Source organism: Arcicella rigui, from assembly GCF_034929435.1.
GTDB classification, from domain to species: Bacteria; Bacteroidota; Bacteroidia; order Cytophagales; family Spirosomataceae; genus Arcicella; species Arcicella rigui.
The window spans coordinates 49,085-67,745 of the sequence record NZ_JAYFUM010000024.1 but is presented as its reverse complement, the minus strand read 5'-3'; the positions used below and the strand labels follow the sequence as shown (position 1 = coordinate 67,745).

The 18,661-nt window shown below is 32.2% G+C and carries 12 protein-coding genes; 6 read left to right on the top strand and 6 right to left on the bottom strand.

All coding sequences use genetic code 11. The features are described 5' to 3' along the window. The first annotated feature begins 837 nt into the window (after window positions 1-837). Entirely contained in the window at window positions 838-1,545 is a 708-nt protein-coding gene (locus VB248_RS18560) for a LytR/AlgR family response regulator transcription factor (RefSeq protein WP_323298318.1), read from the top strand. A gap of 318 nt (window positions 1,546-1,863) precedes the next feature. Here the strand turns inward: VB248_RS18560 and VB248_RS18555 are convergent, their stop codons facing one another. The 6 genes from VB248_RS18555 to rfbF all read right to left on the bottom strand — a co-directional run bounded on the left by VB248_RS18555 (window position 1,864) and on the right by rfbF (window position 8,612). Beyond that, entirely contained in the window at window positions 1,864-2,727 is an 864-nt protein-coding gene (locus VB248_RS18555) for a glycosyltransferase family 2 protein (RefSeq protein WP_323298317.1), read from the bottom strand. Window positions 2,728-2,795: 68 nt separating this feature from the next. After that, window positions 2,796-4,523, bottom strand: a complete 1,728-nt coding sequence (locus VB248_RS18550) for a thiamine pyrophosphate-binding protein (RefSeq protein ID WP_323298316.1) — start codon at window positions 4,521-4,523, stop codon at window positions 2,796-2,798. A gap of 7 nt (window positions 4,524-4,530) precedes the next feature. Then, on the bottom strand, window positions 4,531-5,454 hold the full coding sequence (locus tag VB248_RS18545) for an NAD-dependent epimerase/dehydratase family protein (RefSeq protein ID WP_323298315.1): 924 nt from the start codon (window positions 5,452-5,454) through the stop codon (window positions 4,531-4,533). Then, on the bottom strand, window positions 5,455-6,768 hold the full coding sequence (rfbH, locus tag VB248_RS18540) for a lipopolysaccharide biosynthesis protein RfbH (RefSeq protein WP_323298314.1): 1,314 nt from the start codon (window positions 6,766-6,768) through the stop codon (window positions 5,455-5,457). Further along, the gene (gene rfbG / locus VB248_RS18535) at window positions 6,765-7,826 is read right to left on the bottom strand and encodes a CDP-glucose 4,6-dehydratase (protein WP_323298313.1); all 1,062 of its coding nucleotides are present in this window, start codon (window positions 7,824-7,826) and stop codon (window positions 6,765-6,767) included. The genes rfbH and rfbG overlap by 4 nt, the downstream gene beginning before the upstream one ends. Before the next feature lie 9 nt (window positions 7,827-7,835). Further along, window positions 7,836-8,612, bottom strand: coding sequence for a glucose-1-phosphate cytidylyltransferase (rfbF, locus tag VB248_RS18530; protein WP_323298312.1), 777 nt, complete (start codon window positions 8,610-8,612; stop codon window positions 7,836-7,838). A gap of 1,547 nt (window positions 8,613-10,159) precedes the next feature. Here rfbF and VB248_RS18525 point away from each other — a divergent pair. From VB248_RS18525 to pglX, 5 genes are all read left to right on the top strand, one after another. Continuing rightward, the gene (locus VB248_RS18525) at window positions 10,160-10,336 is read left to right on the top strand and encodes a helix-turn-helix transcriptional regulator (protein WP_323298311.1); all 177 of its coding nucleotides are present in this window, start codon (window positions 10,160-10,162) and stop codon (window positions 10,334-10,336) included. Then, window positions 10,336-10,950: a DUF1819 family protein gene (locus VB248_RS18520; RefSeq protein WP_323298310.1), complete on the top strand. Its 615-nt coding sequence runs from the start codon at window positions 10,336-10,338 to the stop codon at window positions 10,948-10,950. The genes VB248_RS18525 and VB248_RS18520 overlap by 1 nt, the downstream gene beginning before the upstream one ends. Then, the gene (locus tag VB248_RS18515; RefSeq protein WP_323298309.1) at window positions 10,947-11,531 is read left to right on the top strand and encodes a DUF1788 domain-containing protein; all 585 of its coding nucleotides are present in this window, start codon (window positions 10,947-10,949) and stop codon (window positions 11,529-11,531) included. The genes VB248_RS18520 and VB248_RS18515 overlap by 4 nt, the downstream gene beginning before the upstream one ends. Then, window positions 11,528-15,028, top strand: coding sequence for a BREX system P-loop protein BrxC (brxC, locus tag VB248_RS18510; RefSeq protein WP_323298308.1), 3,501 nt, complete (start codon window positions 11,528-11,530; stop codon window positions 15,026-15,028). Before VB248_RS18515 ends, brxC begins: the two co-directional genes overlap by 4 nt. 239 nt (window positions 15,029-15,267) lie before the next feature. Continuing rightward, window positions 15,268-18,657, top strand: coding sequence for a BREX-1 system adenine-specific DNA-methyltransferase PglX (pglX, locus tag VB248_RS18505; RefSeq protein WP_323298307.1), 3,390 nt, complete (start codon window positions 15,268-15,270; stop codon window positions 18,655-18,657). Window positions 18,658-18,661 lie beyond the last annotated feature (4 nt).

The following is an 18,661-nucleotide window of genomic DNA, read 5'->3' as shown; positions in this document are numbered from 1 at the left end:
AGTGTGTTTGTGATTGATCTCTTTATTAATTGCGTATCCTATTAAAATGCACATTTCATCAACTCTCTTACTATTTCAATCTAATAAATAGAAAATATTTCCTTTGATTTTTTAATCATACAAATTAACATTCCAAAAACATATCAGAGCAATTTTACTCGACTAGTGGGCTTCTATTATCTTTGAATTGTATTATATGAATTAAAAATATAACAGGAGAAAAAGTAGTTCAAATCCCTAATTGTTATTCACAACAATTTATTTAAAAAGAAAAAATCAAAGCAAGTAATCAAGAATATGCTATTCATAGCATATCGTATCATACAAGTGATGATTGCTTTTGGCAAACGAGTTCATAATGGGTATTTGAAAAAGTTATAGTATAATAATCAATCTATCTCAGAGAAAATCAATTTTATACTTCCAATATCCCTTAAAATCAGCTTTTAGCATATTAATACTAAGAAAAACCCCTACTTGTAGGGATTGATTACCATCTATTAATAGTCTTACTTTACAAAATATTAATTCTATAAAATTAAGGTCAGTCAAATAAATTAGACACCCATTCTTTTAGAGAACCATCCGCCAAACTAAGTCCATTAATTTCAATTTAAATAGTGAAGGTTTAAAATCTATTACATCAAACATGAAAACGTTAAAATAATCTATAAAGTAAAGCATAGTACAAGCTTTACTCAAAGATTTGATTAGGCTAAAATATATTTTTATTATATTCTAATTGGTTCTTTTTGGATATATGACATTAGCGATTATTCTAATAGTTTGATATAAAAGCAAGTAAAACATCACTACATAAGTTAAACACTAAGTAGTATGAATTCTATAATTATTGATAATAATTATTTATCCCAACAAACAATTATACAATACTGCAAAAGGCTTGATAATGATATTAACATCTTAGGTGTTTTTGATTCCGTTGAGTGTGCAGAAGAGTATATTAAAACAACTTTGGTTAAAATAGATATAATTTTTTTAGAAGCTATTTTCCCTGGTAAGAGTGGGGTAGATTTTATTGCAGATTTATATATCGTACCTGTACCATATATCATTATGACTACTTCTTTTCAAAATTATGCAGTAAAAGCGTTTGATTTGAATGTTGTCGACTATTTAATGAAACCTTTAATCTACCAAAGATTTGTACAAGCAATTCAAAAGGTTACAAAACTAATGAAGTTAGATGAAGAAGTTGAGGCAAATGAAAAGTTGACTATAAAAAATAAAGGCTCAATAACACGATTTTTAATAAAAGATATTGATTATATCGAATCGTATTCTGACTATGTCAAAATACATATTAAAAAGCACTCATACTTGCATTTAATAGCTTTAAAGGAAATTACAAAGAAGTTACCTGAGAATAAATTCATTCAAATCCACAGGAGATTTGTCATTAATATTGAAAAAGTAATATCTATTAACGAAAATAAAATTTCGTTAGAGGGTAACCAAACAACTGAGTTACCAATAAGTAGAGCTCAAAGAAAAGCATTTTATGATAAGTTTTTACGCAACTAATAGAATTATATATGTTTTATATACTGCACCTCATTTTATAAATTTATTCTTACGTTTTACTATAAGTTGGGCATTTAAATAATATCGTTAATAATAAATATATTTTAAAAGCTGAATAGCTCTTACTATGACATTCTTGTTTACAATAAAATAGGTATATGCTAAAGTAGCTTTTAGTTTAGCTTATTTTGTTCTTGAATAATGCCGAAAAGGATTTTCAGTTTTTCAAAAGAGTTTCTTGACACAGATTAATCATTAGCTTTAGTGAAATAGTATTTTTTAATTACTCCCCAAGAGTCAAAAAAGCGCTACCTAAATTTATATTGATTTAAAAATATACCATAATAAGTTTGGCTTTTTTGTTATCATTTTAATGACTCTAAATAATGAGGTTAACTTTTTTATGATTTTTATAATTAAATCATTATCAATATCTTTAAAGTTCAAAAGTTTTCCTAATACCAGAGGAACTTCAATCTTATAAACGATACCGAAATGCTCTGCCCATGAACCTGCATGATAAGTACCGATAAAAACTGGAAAATCAATAAGTTTAAAAGGGCCATATACACTTGCATACAAATTAATATATAGAGGATATGCTAATAACGCTTTTCCTCTTTTCCAAGAATTTATTGCATTGATTGCCACTTTTTTAGATAAAATATTGGCAGTTATAAACATAAAGGCATCAATCTGCATCGTAGAACTTAAGCAAGAATGATATGAACTTTCACTGGATAATTTTTCATAATTTAAATCTTTAATTATCGTATTATCTCGTCCATCTGCTATTGAATAGTTAAGATGGTATATTGCATAATCTTCCTCTGAATTCTTAAGAATATCAAATAATTTCAATAGATTTTCTTTAATCAATACATCATCATCTCCCATTACCCAAACTAAGTCTGTTTCTGCGGTTTCAATACATTGAATTACATTTTTAACTGCTCCTACATTCGTTGTATTTCTAAGGTATTTAAAATCAATTGATTTCTGTTTAAATAAAAGACTCCAATTTTTACATATTTCTTCAGTTATATCCTCTGAACAATTATCCGATATTATCAACTTAATTGGTAAATCACTATTACTAAACACCTCAAAAAGGAATCTAATTCTTTGCTCAATTTTTTCAGCCCTATTAAATGTAGGTATGGCAATAGTCAATGTTTGCATAAATTTCTTTAGTATTTTATATAAAACAGGGACATCATCAAAACGAAATTTTGATGGTTCAATTAGTATCAAGTACCCTCCATATCGAGTGGAGTAAAATGAGGTTCCATTTCTGTAATAGGTTTACCAAAAGCTATTTTAGGATAAGCGTTAGCTTTAGGGTCTATCATTACTTGTAATAAAAATGGTTCTTGGGGATTGTCCCACATGGTTTTTATGGCACTTATCAATAACTCTTTTTTGGAAACTGTAATTGAGCTAATTTCATAAGCTTGTGCAACTTTTTCAAAATTAGGTGCATTATATCCCCAAACAGTTGACTGATGACGACTTTCAAAATAGCTATCCTGAAATTGTCGAATCATTCCAAGCGATTTATTATTAATTATGACTATTTTAATTGGTAATTTGTTTCTTACTATAGTTTGTAATTCTTGGATATTTAATTGAAAGCTTCCATCACCAATAATAGCAACTACAGGTTTTCTATCATTTGCAAAACATGCTCCAATAGCCGCTGGCAAAGCAAAACCCATTGCCCCCATACCACCAGAGGTAAGAAATTTTTGGTATAAGTTCAATTCTAATGACTGTGCAGCCCACATTTGATGGCTACCTACATCTGCTAAATAACAAGTAGCTTTGTCAGAATAATGAGACAAGTCGTGCATCAATTGGTTTGGATTGATTCCCTCTATATCTGTTATTTCATTAATATCTTTCCAACTTTCATTAAGTGCTTTGATACTTTTTATCCATTTATCATCTGTATTAATCTTTTCAGTTTTAAAATATGCTAAATATTTAACTAAGAATTGATTACAATCTGTAACTATCGGAATACAATTACTTAGCTTATTGTTGATTTCATTATGATCACAGTCTATATGGTAAACGATTTTATTTTTCTGAAAACTCTCTACATCTGCCCCTGTTTGACGGATATCAAGCCGACTCCCAATTACGATTAATAAATCACATTTGCCAATGGAAAGATTAGCCCACCTATTACCATAGCTTCCAATAAAGCCAACCCTTAAAGGGTGATTATATGGAATGATGTCAAGCCCTAACAAAGTTGTGATAACTGGGATATTATACTTTTCTGCGAATTCCAGCAAAAGTTGTTCAGATGAAGATACACAAACACCTCTACCAGCTAATATCAAAGGATACTTTGCATTTAAAATATCTTGTTTAAGGTTTTGGAATTCTGCATTGTCAATAATAGTTTCAGGATGCGAAGCCACTTTTACTAACTCAGTATCTAATACATCAATATCCATTCGCTGAATATTCATTGGTATATCTATTAAAACAGGGCCAGGTCTTCCTTCTAAAGCTATTTTAAAGGCTTTTGCAAAAATACTTGGAATAGATGACGCTTCTTTTACTTTAAAAACTGCCTTTGTTATGGGGCTTACAATTGAGGCAATGTCTGTTTCTTGAAACCCCAACTGCCTAATAGATTTGTCACCCTTTTGTTCGTGAATATTAACTTGACCTGTTATGAATATTGCTGGTGAAGAGTCAAAATAACAGCTACCAATTCCTGTGACAAGGTTTGTTGCTCCTGGTCCACTTGTTGCAAGAGCAACACCAGGTATTTTCTTAATTCTCCCATAAGCATCAGCTGCAAAAGAAGCTCCCTGCTCATGGTGCATGGTAATGATGTCGATCTTACCAGCTTTGTTTATAGAGTCTAAAATATGTGTTATCATCCCCCCTGAAAGTTCAAAGACATGATTTATTCCGTTATCATACAGGAATTTTGCTATAAAGTCTGATACTTTCATTCATTTTTTAATTCTTGAGGTAATAATTTATCGTTTCGGATAATCCAGTTTGTAGGTCAAAAACTGGTTTCCAGTTAGTAACTTTTTTCAATTTACTAATATCAGCTTCTAAGTGCATTATTTGGTTTTCAGCATAAGACTTTTGTCCATAACCTACATATAGATGAGGATTTATTTGCTTTTTAATATAATTGACAACCTCTCTTAATGCGACACTTTTTCCTGATCCAATATTAAAAACACCTTTTTCATTTGATTCTGACAAATTAATTATGGCTTCCGCTCCATCTACTACATATAAATAATCCCATTTTTGTTCACAGTTGGTTAAAGATGGTGAAGTACTATTTAGGCATGATTGAATAAGATACGAGATTAAAGTATTAGGGTTATCATTTATTCCATACAAAGAAAATATTCTGCACCACAACATAGGTAATCCAAAAATTTGGCATAGTCCGGAGGCTGCCCAGTAACAAGCTACTTTAGATTTCCCATAAGTACTAAATGGACTAATTGGTGTTGTTTCTTCGTATGCAATATCATTTACTATACCATATTCAGCTTGAGACCCCATTCCAACCCACTTCTTACATTTTAAATTATTTGCTAAAATTACTGCGTCTATTGTAAGTGTAATATTATAGGTAATTTGGCTTATTTGGTCTCTTTCTATATTACTCACTCCTTTCCATGCACAATGAATAAATAAATCAGTATTCATTGCATCTTCTAAAAGAACTAAAAGTTCTTTGTCTTGGAGGGTTTCATAATAAATACATTTACAACAAGGTAATAAATGATTTATAAAACTGAGGTTAGATTCTTTTCTAATTAACACAAAAAGTAAATAATTGGCTTTAATGAGCTTTTCAATTATGGCTTTTCCTAAAAAACCTGTTCCCCCTGTAATTATGGCTTTTTTTTTCATTTAATTACTCAGAAATTTTCTAATTACATCAATCATATAATCATAATGTTGTTCATTAAGCCCTGGCCAAACACCAAGCCAAAACGAACGATTCATCACAATATCAGTATTCGTCAAATCCCCTACGATTCGTTTCTTAATGTTAGCATAGGCAGGTTGTTTAGTCAAATTCCCAGCAAAAAGTAATCGTGTACCAATCTTATTACTTTCTAAATATTGAATCAATTCTCTTCTTTTGATAGGACTTGTATCTCTCAAAGTAAGCATAAAACCAAACCAACTTGGCTCACTATTTGATGTCGCTTCAGGCAGAATAAAATGTTCTTCAAAAGCTTTCATTTTACTATAAAGTAATTGATGATTCTCTCTTCTTTTTTCTACAAACTGGTCAGCTTTTTGGAGTTGGCTCAAACCGATAGCCGCCTGCATATCGGTTACTTTCAAGTTAAACCCGACATGCGAGTAGATATACTTGTGGTCATAACCTTCTGGTAAATTACCTAACTGCCAACCAAAACGATTATTACAAGTATTGTCCTGTCCAGTGGCACAGTAACAATCTCTTCCCCAATCCCTAAAGCTCTCCGCAAGCATTTTTAGTTTAGAGTTATTGATTAAAACAGCACCACCTTCGCCCATTGTAATATGGTGAGCAGGATAAAATGAAACCGTTGCTAATTCGCCAAAAGTACCCGTTTTCTTCCCTTTGTATGTCGCTCCAAGTGAATCACAATCATCTTCAATTACCCAAAGATGATACTTTTTAGCTACTTCCATCACTACATCCAAATTAAAGGGATTCCCCATCGTATGGGCAAGCATAATCGCTTTTGTTTTAGGCGTAATGGCCTCTTCAATTAACTCCGCTTTAATATTGTAGGTAGGTAAATCTATATCTATAAAAACAGGAATAGCACCGTATTGAATTATAGGATTAACTGTGGTAGGAAATCCAGCAGCGACAGTAATAACTTCATCACCAGGTTTAATTTGTCGTTCACCTAATTTTGGTGAAGTAAGTGCATAGAAGGCTACTAAATTTGCAGATGACCCTGAATTAACCAGTAATGAAGACTTAGATCCAAAATATTTAGCAAACTCATATTCAAACTTTTTACCAAAACGACCCGTGGTCAACCAACCATCCAAAAGTGAATCAATCCCTAATAAAATATCATCACCATTCACAACTTTTCCAGTTACAGGAATATAGTTTATGCCTGCTACGATTTCTTGTTTGGTTTTAAGTTGAGCAATTGTTCTTAACTGTTGCTCAAGATTATCATCAATATTTTGGAAATTTATTAGATTCATTTATCCTTAATTTGGTAGGTATTTATTTGTTCAATTATTGTCTGATAGGTATAAGATTGGTATGCTTTAATAGTATTTTCGATTGCTATTTTGGCATTCCACTTTGGCTTCCAACCTAATTCATTAATTGATTTACTTATATCTAACATCAATAAACCGGCTTCGTGTGGAGCATTAGCATTTTGTTTAATTTCGGCTTCACCTTCCCCCCAAATTTTAATCACTTTATTTACTACTTCGCCTACTGTAAGTGTATCAGCCATATAAGGCCCAAAATTCCATGCCGTAGCATATTTAATAGGCTCTATTGCTAATTTTGCACCTAAGAGTAAATAGCCACTTATTGGCTCTAATACATGTTGCCAAGGTCTTACTGCATTTGGGTTACGAACTCTTATAGAAGTGGTTGCTTGTAAAGCCCGAACAATATCAGGGATGATGCGGTCTTTTGCCCAGTCACCACCACCAATTACATTGCCTGCACGGGCTGAAGCAAGAGCCTTTTGGTGAACATTATAGCTATCAGGATTAAAAAATGATTTTCTATATGAACTTACTACTATTTCAGCCGCAGCTTTACTTGCACTATAAGGGTCATATCCCCCCAATCTATCTATTTCACGATAAGCATAGTTCCATTCTTGGTTTTCATAAACTTTGTCGGTGGTTATTATAATAACAACACAAGGTTTTTCCAAACTACGAACTGCATCTAATAAATAAGCAGTTCCAAGTGTATTAATCTCAAACGTTTCTGTAGGAATTTGGTAAGATGGCCTAACCAAAGGTTGTGCAGCTAAATGAAAAATAAAATCGGGTTGAAATACAGTAAGTTCATCTTGCAGGCGTTGTTTATCTCTTATATCTGCAATAACTGATTTACAAAAACTATTACCATCAATCAGGTTGTATAAATCCTGTTCATTTTCAGGAGCTAAAGAATATCCTTTTATATTTGCCCCCAATTCATGCAACCACGTTAGTAACCAAGAACCTTTAAAGCCAGTATGACCAGTTAAAAAAACTTTTTTATCGCTATAAATATTCAATATTCCCATTTAAACAATTTACCAAATTTTCCATTTTGCTTGTCCACTATTCCATAGTTGTTCTAACTCTATTCTATCTCGAAGTGCATCCATGGGCTTCCAAAACCCGTAATGTTTATATGCACAGAGTTGATTATCTAATGTAATATCAATTAAGGGCTTTTTCTCCCATTGTGTATTATCAGAATTTTCATCTAAATAATCAAATATCCCAGATTCCAGAACAAAAAAACCTCCATTTATCCACAAGCCATCACACTGAGGCTTTTCTACAAAATGCTGTATATTGTCATTATCTCCCATTTCTATATTTCCAAATCTACTCGGACTTTGAACTGTTGTTAAAGTTGCTAATTTCCCGTGTTTTTTATGAAACGTAACTAAATCGGTAATATTTACGTCTGAAACTCCGTCCCCATAAGTCAACATAAAAGTTGAGTCTCCAATATATTTCTGAATTCGTTTAATTCTTCCTGCTGTATTGGTATGTAAACCTGTATCTACCAATGTTACCTTGAAAGACTCTGAATTAGAAAAATGTACATCTATTTTGTTCCTCTCAAGTTCTATCGTCACATCTGAATTATACAAATAATAATTCAAAAAGTATTCTTTAATTAATTGAGCTTTATACCCAAGACAAATAACAAAGTCATTGAAACCATGAGTTTCATAAATTTTCATGATATGCCAAAGAATCGGTTTCCCTCCAATCTCTACCATTGGTTTGGGGCGAGATTCAGTTTCCTCCATAAGTCGAGTACCTAACCCTCCCGCTAAAATTACAACTTTCATAATTATTCTTAGATTGATAAGTTTTCTTTTATACAAATATCGAAACACTCTATAAACTAAGTTTTCATTTTAATGACAATCGAATGGCATACTTAGCTAATTTATGAGTTGTTAGACAAAATGTATGTTAAACTTATTGACACCTTATGAAGTAGTTCATTTAGATTTAATTTGAACTTTTCAAACGACAAATAAGCATTAAATTTTAATGACTATACTTGGGGTAGTTGCAAACAAAGTAATAATACCAACCTTTTTCAATTTTAATCGTTGAATTGTAGTTTAATATCGTTAAGTGAATATTTATTAAAAATAAACTACTCCGAAATTGAAACTTCCCCATCTTTTTTACGGGATTTTAATCGGATTGTTAATAACCTAAAAAATCGTTCAAGACCTTACTTTTAAGCTATAACATATTGATTATCAACAAATAAATTTTAAAGCATAATTTCCTTAGAAAATATTATTTTTTTATATCTCTGAATAATCTTCGTCTAAAATTAGGCTCACCCAAAGCCACCCATTGATGGTCTAATTTTAACTTACCAACGATTCTTTTGAGGAACAAGTCCTATCGTCGATACTGGCTTTTGCATTACTTCAACCTTCTATTCATAGTTAGATTCAAAATGTTTTTTATAAGATGTTTAAAAACTATATTGGTCAAATTTTAATTTCTCTTCAGCATTATTTGGCAATTTGTTAGCAGTATCCATGATTCAGCCGACTTTATTATCTTTGTCGAGTACGACCCCAGCTTAGCCTTTTGTGTGTCTTCGAAAGACTCGTTCCTTCGTAAATACTTATTGCCATCAATATTTATTCCCTTGTCTTCACTGATAAATAGAGCTATTTTAACGGATTGTATATCAATACACAATACTGTTCTATTATTTTCTCTTTCTTTGCTCAGAGACAATTTCTTTAACAATTTCCATTGGAAATCACTTAAAACTTGGTAACAAATTTACATATCTTATAATTTTCGTTGTTTAAAAAATAGCAAACCAGCTCTTTCTTTTGATTAAAACTAAAACTTAAAAACCTTCTTCACCTGAGCCATCTGTGAAATAAGTATTATGCCCCCTTTTCCACTAAATCGATTAAGCATCAGTTCTATTTCTATGATGTTGTATTTTATTATCCTTGCCTCAAAGAGAATCCTGGTTTTCTGTCTTTCTTATTTGGTAGTAATTAATATATACACAAGTATATATTTTTTTGTTTGTATATACTTATTCATCTATAAATTCTCAAAAATATACTTTGTTTATTATACAAGTATTTTATACAATTTAAGGTTATTTAGAAGCTTTTTTATGGAAATTATAAAAATGGATAAATTGTATAAATAAACGTCCGTTTGATTGGACTAAAATTTTATCCCATTGGATGCTCTTACAATAATTTTAAAACAAATTTCCCCCTTTTTAGATATTTTACCCTTCCTTAGCTTATTAAAATGTACAATCGTTAATTTTAAGTTCTGAATATATACTCTAACTTTACAGCGAAGACAAACTTTAATTTTTTTTAAAGTATTTATGCTAAAAGAACTCTTACAGTCAAAAGGAATTAAACAAAAATGGCTTGCTGCAAAACTCGGGGTTAGCGAAGTTACTCTTAGTAGTTGGGTAAAAGGGAAAAGTATCCCTCACAAAAAACATTTAGAAAAACTAAGTACTCTTTTGAATACCCCATTACAAAGCTTAATAAAATAATGATGATTGAAATGAATGTAAAGTACGATTTCACTTTTACGGCGGCTTCTCTGAGATTACAAGAGATGATATTGGTTGCCAAAGCACTCAACGATAAAAGAGAGATAGACTATACAAATGAGTTAGGTTCTGGTAAAGCCTCAACGGGTAAAAGAATATTTTCAGAACTAAGGAAAAGAGTAGCACAATTAACAGAAGAAGAGCTGGACATCTTAATTAATGGTAGCTTAACAGCACAAAAACAGATTTCTCTTATTGCTGTATGTAAAAGCCACCCCTTTATTGGAGACTTTGTAATAGAGGTTCTACGAGATAAACTCTTGATTTTTGACTACCATGTTTCAGAAGGTGAATTCTTATCCTATTATAGAAGAAAGAATGAAATGCACCCTGAAATGGATTCACTAACTGAAATGACACAAAAGAAAATCAAGCAAGTAACTTTTAAAATATTAGAACAAGTTGGCTTAATAGATTCTATAAAAAATAAATGTATTCAGCCTCAAATTATTGATTCATCTCTGTTAAATGCTGTAATTAATGATAACCCTAATTGGCTTAAATTTTTACTTATAAGCGATACAGATATAAAAAATAGCATTGATTTAGTATGAAAGATATAAGTACTCAGTTTACCCATTTATATAAAGTAATCTCTTCACAAACTTTTCTCAATAGAGAATCTTTAGGCGGAGAAATCCCCTTTTTTATATCAGCATACAATGCGAAACAAGAGTTAGAAATAAAAGAATCTATTAAACTGTTAATTAATAAATTAGAGAATTCTGGTATAAAAATACTTGAATTGAACTTATATGAATTGACTTGTGAAATTTTAGAAAAAAAGGGGGGTGTTGAAAGAATGCTACAAATAGAAAAAACAAAACCTAAGGATAAATTTCTGAGAGCCCTACAATCAACTTTAAATATGCAACAGGTACTAATGCCCTTAATAAAAACGAAGATCGAGGAGTCAAATGCAAACGTTTACTTTATGACTGGTATTGGGCTTGTATTTCCATTTATTAGATCTCATAATATTCTCAATAATCTCCAGAATATAGCTAAACAAGCACCAACAATAGCATTTTTCCCAGGGGAGTACAATGGTCACTCATTAAATCCTTTTGGGCTATTAAAAGAAGATAATTACTACAGAGCGTATAACATTGAAAACATAGAAGTAAAAGGATGATTATTAAAGACTATTTTCAAAATGATATTAACAGAACCATCGAAACTGTTATTAAGGCTGACGACCGAGAAAATATTTCTACCGAGGTATCAGAGTATGTCATTACCAAAGAGATTGCAACCAAAATCAAAACTTTTTTCGAGGCTTATAATAACTATGCAGGGGCGAATGGTGTTTGGATTTCTGGTTTTTTTGGAAGTGGTAAATCTCATTTGCTAAAAATCCTTTCGTATGTATTGGAAAACAAGGATTTTAATGGTCTGAAGAGCGGAGACGTATTTGCCGCAAAAATAGAAGATGATGAAATTCTTAAAGGCGATATTCATTCTGCTACAAGAATTCCATCTGAATCTATTCTTTTCAATATTGACCAGCAAGCTCAAATTACCAGTAAAGCTGACGAAAATGCCATTCTTTCGGTGTTCTATAAGGTTTTTTATGATCATATTGGCTATTATGGATTTCAACCACATGTGGCTGAGTTTGAAATGTGGCTTGATAAACAAGGAAAATATCAAATTTTTAAAGCAAAATTTAGTGGTGTTTACCAAGCTTCGTGGGAAGAAGCAAGAATGGATTATTTTGATCCTTTAGTCACGGAGGCAATTGCTGAAGTATTAGCCGAAATTAATAATACTGATGCCGCTAAATATGAAAATATTTTAGATACGCTTGAAGATGGACATAAACAGTCTATTGAAAATTTCTGTCAGAGAGTTTTAGACTATATCAAACTCAAACCCAAAGGTTTTTGCTTAAATTTCTTTGTAGATGAAGTCGGACAATATATCAGCGACAATACGAAATTGATGCTGAACCTACAAACCATTGCCGAAACTTTGGCTACTAAAACTAATGGACGTTCTTGGATTTTAGTTACTTCTCAAGAGGATATGGAAAAAGTAGTTGGTGATATGAATAAAAGCCAACAAAATGACTTTTCAAAAATTCAAGCCCGTTTCTCCATTAAAATTCCATTAACCTCTGCCAATGTAGATGAAGTGATAGAAAAGCGTTTGTTGAAAAAAAATAACTTGGCACAGCAACACCATATAAATATTTATCAAAAAGACCATGCTCATTTTGATACTTTATTAAGTTTTTCTGATGTCGGAATACAATTGAAAGGCTATAAAAATGCACTTGATTTTGCCAATAAAATTCCATTTGTACCTTATCAATTTGATTTATTCCAACAATGTCGTAGAGCTCTTTCTACCCACAATGCTTTTCAAGGAAAACACGCTTCTGTGGGTGAAAGATCTATGTTGGGGGTTTTCCAACAGGTAATTAAAAAAATCGAAAATCAAGATGATTCCTCATTGGTCAGTTTCGATATGATGTTCGATGGTATTCGTAGTGAACTAAGAGGTGAGATACAAAGTTCAATTGTACTTGCTGAACGCAATTTGAATAATGCTTTGGCTATTCAGGTACTAAAAACACTTTTTTTAGTTAAATACTTTAGCAATTTTAAAACTACAAGACGTAATATCTCTGTATTGCTCATTAATCGTATTAATATTGATTTAAAATTACATGAGAAAAATATTGACGAAGCGTTAAATCTCTTAGAACAACAGAGTTATGTACAACGCAATGGTGATATATATGAGTTTTTGACCGACGATGAAAAAGACATTGAAGAAGAAATCAAAAATACAGATATTGATGATCAAGCCGTTACAGACCTTTTAAAAGAAATCTTTTTTGATGAGATTATTAGTGATAATAAACTAAGATACCTTGATAACAAACAAGATTATGAGTTTACAAGTAAAATAGATGGTATTATATTAGGCAGAGAAAAAGAATTAGAAATAGAAATCATCACAGAAAATTTCTATGATTATAGTAACGAATCTCTAATTTTAGCACAGACTATGGGTAGAGCTGGCATGAAAGTCATCCTTCCTTCTAATCCGCTGTTTATCAAGGATATTAAAATGTATATCCGAACAAATAAATATATCAAACAAACTCAATCTACTACTAATAAAGATACTATTAAACGTATTCTCAACGAAAAGGGTACACAAAATGCCATACGTAAGCGTACCTTGAAGTTAATGGCTAATAAAGATTTAGCTGCAAGTACAGTGATGATGAATGGGCGAAAGCTGGAAATGTCTCCTACAACAGAAGGAAAGACTCTTGTTGTCAATGCATTCCAAGATTTGATAAAAATTGTTTATCCTAATCTTCGTATGTTGGGAGCTACTTTTTACAGTGAAGAATCTTTTAAAACTACTCTTAAAGCTAATCAACTAAAAGTTTCGGGCATTGAAAACGATACAATCTCTGAAGCAGAAGGAGAAATACTTACGGCTATTAATAGACGTAAAAACCAATCTGAAAGAACTTCCTTAAATGATTTAAAAACTATCTTCTCCAAAAAACCTTATGGATGGTACCAAAATGCCATTTGGACAATGGTAGCCAGACTCTATAAAAGAGGGAAAATTGAAATCAGAAAAGATGCCAATATTCTTGATGATGAACAGGTAGCACAAGCCTTGCTTAATTCATCTTTTTATCTTTCTACTTTAATCGAAACTCAAGTTGAAGTAGATGCAAAATTAGTAAAAGCACTTAAACAAACTCACGCTGATTTTTTTGACGAAAATAACCCTGCCCACGATGCCAAAGAGGTGGCTAACGCTTTTAGAGTAAAACTTAAAGAAACGCTCACACAGGTGAATGAGCTTCTTGCTAAAAAATCTATATTCCCTTTTTTGAGTAGCTTAGAAAGCTTTAAAAACATATTAGATACTTTAAGCAAAAAGGAATATCTTTTCTATTTATCTAATCTCAAAGAGTTTTCTGATGATTTATTAGATGCAAAAGAAGACTTGTTTGACCCTATCAAAAAATTCATCAATGGCGAGCAGGCTTCTATCTATCAGTCTATCCGTACTATGCTGGATAGTGATACTTCCAATTTTGAATATATTGAAGGAACAGAACTGGCTACACTTCGTGACCTACTCAATCATCCTAAACCTTATTCAGGGAACTTGATTCGGGAGGCTAAAACTGCAAAAGATGATTTAAGCAGAAAAGTATTAGAAAGAATTAATGAGGAAAAAACAAAAGCAATCACTGTTATTCATGCTAAGATTGAAGACTTACGTCTTAAAGATGAGTATATTGCTTTGGATTCGGCAAAACAAAACCAAATTATTCGTCCTTTAGAAGAGGAAATAGACAAGTTAAGAAAACAGCGTTTTATCGCTAATATTCGTGATGCAAAAAGTAGAACCTTAGAGGTTATTTTCCCTCGCCAGCTCAATGAGATGATACGTTTATCTACGCCTGTTGTTCCTTCGGATTCAGGAGTACAAGAGCCGAAACCTCACTATGTAAGAACTTCAGCCATCAAGGTTCATTATGCTAAATCTGAACTGAAAACTGCTGAAGATGTAAATGATTACATTGAAGCACTCCGAGAAGCATATCTCCAACAAATTAAAGAGACTAAACGCATTACTCTATAACAGCATGAATACTGATTTAACTAAAAACGTTGCTTCCTTCCAAGATAAATACGGGTTAATTACGGGATAAATACGGGATAACTAAGGGATAAATATAAAGTATCGAAAAAGACTTTAAAATACTCAGGGATGTGAATTTACTTGTGCGTGAAGGTTCTAATAAGGTAGGCTTTTGGCAAATTATACAGCAGCCCAATCAATAACCGTAAACGAGAATCTATTACTCAAAACACCCAACAATGAATACCAACGCTTTAAAAAAATTCGCTCAGGAAACTCGAAAAAAACTGATGCAGCAAATCAAAGCTCGCCTTGATTTTGTACTCCATACTGATTCCCCAATTCTACGTGAAAAGGCTACACAAATACAAAAATTGAGGGAGGCTATCGCCCAAACAAGCGAAGAACAAATCATCGAAAAGGTTACTTATACTTGGTTTAACCGCTTGATGGCTTTACGCTTTATGGATGTAAACGAATATCAACCTTTGAATATTCGTATCATCACGCCAAAGGACGCTTATACACTTCCTGAATTATTGGATGAAGCCAAACAAGGACATATTCCCGAAGAATTATTGGAGGGAAGCAGACCTTTGGTGAATAGCCAGAAAATCTATGACTTGCTCGATGGTAAAATTCCCAGTAATGACCCTCAGAACGAAGCCTATCAATTATTACTCATTGGGGCTTGTAATCATTTGCATAAATCTTTCCCGTTCTTGTTTGAACGTATCGAAGATTATACGGAATTGCTTTTACCCGAAGACTTAACTTCTGCTCTTTCAGTAGTGCATGATATTCGTACTGGCATGAGCCACGAGGATTGTCAAGAAGTAGAAATCATCGGCTGGCTCTATCAGTTTTATATTTCAGAGAAAAAAGATGAACTAATTAATGCTAAGAAAAAGTATAAAGCCGATGAAATTGCACCTGTGACACAACTATTTACACCAAAATGGTTAGTTGAATACATGGTGGATAACACACTTGGGCAATATTGGAGTGAAATAAAGCAAAGTTCGCAAATTACAAGCAAGCTACAATTCTATATAAAGCCTGTCAATGAAGAATTGATACAAAAACGTAAATCTGTTTCCCCTGAAGAAATTAAATTTTTTGACCCTTGTGTAGGTTCTGCTCATGTATTGTGTTATGCTTTCGACGTTTTCTACAAAATATATGAGGAAGAGGGGTACGACCCATCAATGATTCCAGAATTGATTTTAACTAAGAACCTGTACGGACTTGATATTGATGATAGAGCTACCCAGCTTGCGAGCTTTGCCTTAATGATGAAAGCACGAAAATATTACCGTAGATTCTTTAGAAAAAATATAGAACCGAATATTATAGCCTACAGAAATTCTAAATACCACCCTAAGTTTGAGAATGCTAAAGTGCTAGGTTCGCTTATAAAAATAACCTCAGAAGAGATTGACCAGATAAATGTCGATGAAAATACTTTATTCGAACAAACAGATGCCCATATTAAAAAACAAGCGACTTTTCTAGCGAATAAATATGATATTGTGGTTACAAATCCACCATATCTCAACTCTTCTTATATGGAAGATTCTTTAAAATCTTACGTTGAAAAGGAATATAATGATACCAAAGCTGATTTGTTTGCCTGTTTCATTATTCAAGCGAGTAATTTTACAAAAAAAGATGGGTTAATAGGTTTTATTTGCCCTTATGTTTGGATGTTTATTCAGTCTTATGAAAAACTTCGTTCTTTTATTATTTCTAATACCACCATTTCAACATTGGTACAGCTTGAATACAACGCCTTTGGACCAGCAGTTGTTCCAATCGCAAGCTTCGTCCTAAGAAATCAATATATCAAAGATTATAAAGGTTCTTATATTCGTCTCTCTGAATTCAAAGGAGAAGAAAACCAAGCTCCCAAAACCCTAGAAGCGATACAAAACCCTGATTGTGGATGGTTTTATAGAGCTGACCAACAAGATTTTGAGAAAATACCAGGAAGTCCAATTGGTTATTGGGCATCTGAAAAAGTTCGTAGTATATTTGAATTAAGTAAAATTTCTACCTTCGGAGATGCAGTTGGAGGTTTACAAACTGGTGATAATATAAGATTCCTTAGATTTTCACATGAAATTTGTATTGATAGACTAAATTCCAAATGGTTTTTGTATCACAAAGGGGGAGGAATTAGGAAATGGTATGGAAATCAAGAGCATGTTGTTCTATGGGAGAATAATGGACAGAAAATAAAAACTCATAAATCAGCAGTTGTTAGAAATAGTAATTATTATTTTAGACCATTTGGAGGTTGGTCTTCACTCACAAGTGGTAAACTCACTTGTAGGTTTTTTTCTGATGGAGTAATAATGGATCAAAAAGGACCTGGCATATATTCTAAAACTGATAATTCTAACGAAGTAAAATACTTCATTGCTTTCTTTAATAGCAAAGTATTTTATAATATTATTTCTATTATATCTCCAACCCTTGACTATACCGCAGGCTCTATCTCTCGTATTGTTCCTTATAAAGAAATAGATTCATCAAATATCTTAATAAAGGTTAATAGTTCTATTGATATCTCCAAAATGAATTGGGAAGCAAATGAAGTTAATTTAGGGTTTCAGCAAAATGAATTAATCAGACTACAAGGGCAAGATTTGGAGGAAAGTGTAGATTTGTTTAAAGCCTATTGGGGCAATAAGTTTTATGAATTGCACCGCAACGAAGAAGAACTTAACCGCCAATTTATAGACATTTACGGTCTGCAAGATGAACTCACACCCGATGTACCTTTAGAAGAAATTACTATTTTAAAAGACGAAAGTAGTATTCAAAACGGGCAATTAGTTTTTAATACTTCCGAAATCATGGCACAGTTTGTTAGTTATGCTGTGGGCTGTATGTTTGGGCGTTATTCACTTGATAAACAAGGGCTTATTTTAGCCAACCAAGGCGAGAGCCTTGAGACGTATTTAAGCGAAGTAGGTAAAAGCCTAAACGAATTACGGTTTGTGCCTGATGAAGATAATATCATCCCGATACTGGATGACGAATGGTTTGAAGACGACATTGTAGGACGATTCAAGGCATTCTTAAAAGCCAGTTTTGGTACACAAAATTTTGATAGGAACTTGGCTTATGTAGAAGAATGTTTGGGCAAAGACATTCGGAAATACTTCACCAAAGATTTTTACAATGACCATATCAAACGCTACAAAAAGCGTCCTATTTATTGGTTGTTTTCATCGCCAAAAGGCTCGTTCAATGTGCTAATCTATATGCACCGCTATACGCCAGATACACTCAACAGTATTTTAAATGACTATTTGGTAGAATACCGAGAAAAACTTAAAAACCATGTAGAATACCTTGAACACATCGAAATCTCAGGTAGCGGAGCAGAACAGACCAAAGCAGCCAAAGAAAAAGATAAAATCAAATTGGTATTATTAGAATTACAAGAATACGAAAGAGAGATACTCTATCCATTAGCGATTGAGCGAATAGCCATCAATCTCGACGATGGCGTATTAGTAAACTATAATAGAATGGGAAAAGCCATCAAAGAAGTATCAGGACTAAACGATAAAGCAACTCAAAAGAAAGTAAAAGCCTTTGATTGGGTAAAGTGGTGATTTA